We start from the raw sequence: 3,466 nt of genomic DNA on the forward strand, positions 1-3,466 counted from the left end.
GCATCAAAGCGGCGCTCGTCAGATTGCAGAACTCCGCGCCAACTACACGGCAGCAGGCGTGCAGGCAGAACTCACGCCCTTTATCGATGACACCGCCCAGGCGTTTGCCGACGCCGACCTCATCATTTGCCGGGCTGGTGCCAGCACGGTGACCGAGATCGCCGCTATCGGAGCCCCGGCGATTTTTGTGCCATTTCCTGCTGCGGTGGATGATCACCAGACCAGCAATGCCAACTTCCTGGTTGACCACGGCGGCGGCTGGCTGGTACAGCAACGAGAGCTGACGCCCGAGAAGCTGGCAATCATGCTACAAAAAACAGAGCGCACTGCGCTCGTACTTGCCGGACTACAGGCTAAAACCATGCAAAAAATTGATGCAACTGCCCGCGTCGTGGCGGCTTGCGAAGAGCTCGCGTCATGAAGCACGCCATTAAAAACATTCATTTCATTGGACTCGGTGGTGCTGGCATGTCCGGTATTGCCGAAGTTCTGCACAACCTGGGATATGTCATTTCCGGCTCTGACCTGTCGGACAGCGCCACGCTGCAACGTCTGGCGGGCTTGGGTATCAGGACTTTTGTCGGCCATGATGCCGGCAATCTGGTCGCTGTCGATGCGGTAGTGACTTCAACGGCCGTGCAGGCGGACAACCCCGAAGTGATGGCGGCACGCGAAAAGCGCATTCCTGTCGTGCCTCGCGCGCTGATGCTGGCAGAGCTGATGCGTTTCAAGCAGGGTATTGCCATTGCGGGCACTCATGGCAAAACCACCACCACCAGCCTGGTGGCTTGTGTGCTGGCCGAAGGCGGCCTGGACCCGACGTTTGTGATTGGCGGCCGGCTCAACAGCGCCGGTGCCAACGCCAAGCTCGGATCGGGCGACTACATCGTCGTGGAAGCCGATGAATCGGATGCGTCGTTTTTAAATCTGTTGCCCGTAATGGCGGTGGTCACCAATATTGACGCCGACCACATGGAAACTTATGGACATGATTTTGGCAGACTGAAAAAAGCCTTTGTCGATTTTTTGCACCGCATGCCTTTTTATGGCACCGCCATCCTGTGTACCGATGATCCAGTCGTGCGTGACATTGTGTCGCAGGTCTCCTGTCCCGTTACGAGCTACGGTTTTGGCGAACAAGCGCAGGTACGCGCTGTCAACGTGCGGGCCGCGGGGGCGCAAATGCATTTCACCGCGCTAAGGCGCAATGGGGTCACCCTGCCCGATCTGGATGTCGTGCTCAATCTGGCGGGTGAGCACAACGTTCTCAACGCCTTGTCCGCGATTGCAGTCGCGGTCGAGCTCAATGTGCCCGATGCCGCCGTGCAGAAGGCGCTGGCTGAGTTCAGCGGTGTGGGTAGGCGATTCCAAAGCTACGGCGAGGTGCCGGCAAAAAACGGAGGGCAATTCACGTTGATCGAGGATTACGGCCACCACCCGGTCGAGATGGCAGCTACGCTTGCCGCGGCGCGCGGGGCATTTCCAGGACGGCGGCTGGTGTTGGCCTTTCAGCCGCATCGGTACACCCGCACGCGCGACTGCTTTGAGGACTTCGTCAAGGTTATCAGTACGCATGCCGATGCGCTATTGCTCACGGAGGTTTATGCCGCCGGCGAGGCGCCGATTGTGGCGGCGGACGGCCGCTCGCTGGCGCGAGCCTTGCGCGTGGCCGGCAGGCTGGAGCCGGTCTTTGTCGATGAAGTTGATGCCATGCCGCAAGCGATTCTGGACAACGCGCAAGGCGGAGATATTGTTCTGTGCATGGGCGCCGGCTCCATTGGGCTGGTGCCGGGCAAAGTGGTTGCAATGATGGAAACAATAGTATGAGTCAGACCACTCCGAATTTTGGCAAGGTTGCAGTCCTGATGGGCGGGATATCTGCCGAGCGTGAAATTTCGCTGATGTCGGGTCAGGGCGTGTTGCGGGCGTTGCGCTCGCGAGGTGTCAACGCTTATGCCTTTGATCCCGCCGAGCAAAATATCGGCGAATTAAAAAGGGACGGTTTTACACGTTGTTTTATCGCCCTGCATGGGCGCTTCGGCGAGGATGGAACCGTGCAGGGTGCGCTGGAGTTGCTGGGCATCCCTTACACCGGCTCCGGCGTCATGGCCTCCAGCATGGTCATCGACAAGGTGATGACCAAGCGGATGCTGCTCTCCGAAGGGCTGCCCACGCCACGCTATGTGTTGCTTCGCCGGAGTGCCTACGACAGCGCGGAAGTCAATGCGATCCCGGATGTGCTGGGTTTTCCGCTGATCGTCAAACCAGCGCGCGAAGGCTCATCCCTTGGCCTGACCAAGGTGACTGAGCAAGCTGGCATGGCTGGAGCTGTGGCGCTGGCGGAGACGCTGGATGCCGACATACTGTGTGAGCAGTTCATCAGCGGTGACGAGGTGACCTGCCCCGTACTGGGCACCGGCGACAAGGCGCGGGCGCTGCCCGTGATCCGCATCGTGGCACCCGATGGCAATTACGACTATCAGAACAAATATTTTACGGACACCACGCAATACATGGTGCCTTGCGGACTTCCCGACGGCGAAGAAGCCGCCATACAGGGGCTGGTGTTGCAAGCCTTTCGCACCCTTAACTGCCGAGGCTGGGCACGCGCCGACGTAATGATTGACAAGGTCACGCGCAAGCCCTACCTGCTCGAAATAAATACCTCGCCCGGCATGACAGGACACTCTCTGGTTCCCATGTCCGCGCGGGCGGCCGGCATCTCCTATGAAGAACTCTGCATCGAGATATTGAAGACTGCGGCGCTCGATTACCAGACACTGCGGGGAGCCACCACTTGAGTCGCGCCATGCCACTGCCAACGCCCTTGCCGCTGGACGTCAAGCTCATGAATACCTTTACGGTGGTTCTGGGCCTGGTATTTGCCGTCATGGTACTGACCCTGGCCGTGGCGTGGCTGATGCGCCAGTCGCTGTTCAACCTTAACGCCATACAGGTGCAGGGAGATTTGACGCATAACAACGTCGTCACCCTGCGCGCCAATGTGGCCCCCAAGCTGGCCGGCAATTTCCTTACCGTGGACCTGGAGTCCACGCGCGCGGCATTCGAGGCCGTGCCCTGGGTGCGCAGAGCGGTCGTTCAACGCGAATTCCCGAATCGCCTGAAGGTGGTTTTGCGCGAGCACCAGGCCGTGGCTTTGTGGGGTCAGGAGGGTGACACGCGACTGATCAACAACTTCGGCGAAGTTTTCGAAGCCAATCAGGGCGACGTGGACGCCGGGTATTTGCCGCTGCTCAATGGACCACAAGGACAAGCGCCGTTGGTGTTGCAGGCTTATCAGCGCCTGTCCCCCATGTTTGAGGAAATGGATGCGATGCTTGAACAACTGCGGTTGACAGGTCAGGGGAGCTGGCGTGCACAGCTGGACAGTGGCGCGGTGATTGATCTCGGGCACGGCTCGCTGGACGAGCTGGAGGCGCGCACACGACGTTTTATCGCCACGGTG

Annotated in this window: 4 protein-coding genes; all 4 read left to right on the top strand. The window is 59.6% G+C overall.

Annotation, left to right across the window (positions count from 1 at the left end; translation table 11 throughout):
- Window positions 1-421: glycosyltransferase (locus HHJ19_RS15200; RefSeq protein WP_296908713.1), on the top strand; the 421-nt coding region annotated here is incomplete at its 5' end.
- The gene (gene murC, locus HHJ19_RS15205) at window positions 418-1,827 is read left to right on the top strand and encodes a UDP-N-acetylmuramate--L-alanine ligase (RefSeq protein WP_296908714.1); all 1,410 of its coding nucleotides are present in this window, start codon (window positions 418-420) and stop codon (window positions 1,825-1,827) included. The genes HHJ19_RS15200 and murC, both read left to right, overlap by 4 nt.
- Complete coding sequence (locus HHJ19_RS15210; RefSeq protein WP_296908715.1) at window positions 1,824-2,801, top strand: D-alanine--D-alanine ligase; 978 nt, start codon at window positions 1,824-1,826, stop codon at window positions 2,799-2,801. Before murC ends, HHJ19_RS15210 begins: the two co-directional genes overlap by 4 nt.
- Before the next feature lie 8 nt (window positions 2,802-2,809).
- On the top strand, window positions 2,810-3,466 hold a 657-nt coding region (locus tag HHJ19_RS15215), incomplete at its 3' end, for a cell division protein FtsQ/DivIB (RefSeq protein WP_296908716.1).

The organism is Polaromonas sp. (assembly GCF_012927415.1).
Classification (GTDB): domain Bacteria; phylum Pseudomonadota; class Gammaproteobacteria; order Burkholderiales; family Burkholderiaceae_C; genus Polaromonas.

What these genes read in the sequence shown, in the direction of transcription:
- murC (WP_296908714.1), top strand. Translation starts at nt 418, where the DNA reads ATGAAGCACGCCATTAAAAACATTCATTTCATTGGACTCGGTGGTGCT.
- HHJ19_RS15210 (WP_296908715.1), top strand. Translation starts at nt 1,824, where the DNA reads ATGAGTCAGACCACTCCGAATTTTGGCAAGGTTGCAGTCCTGATGGGC.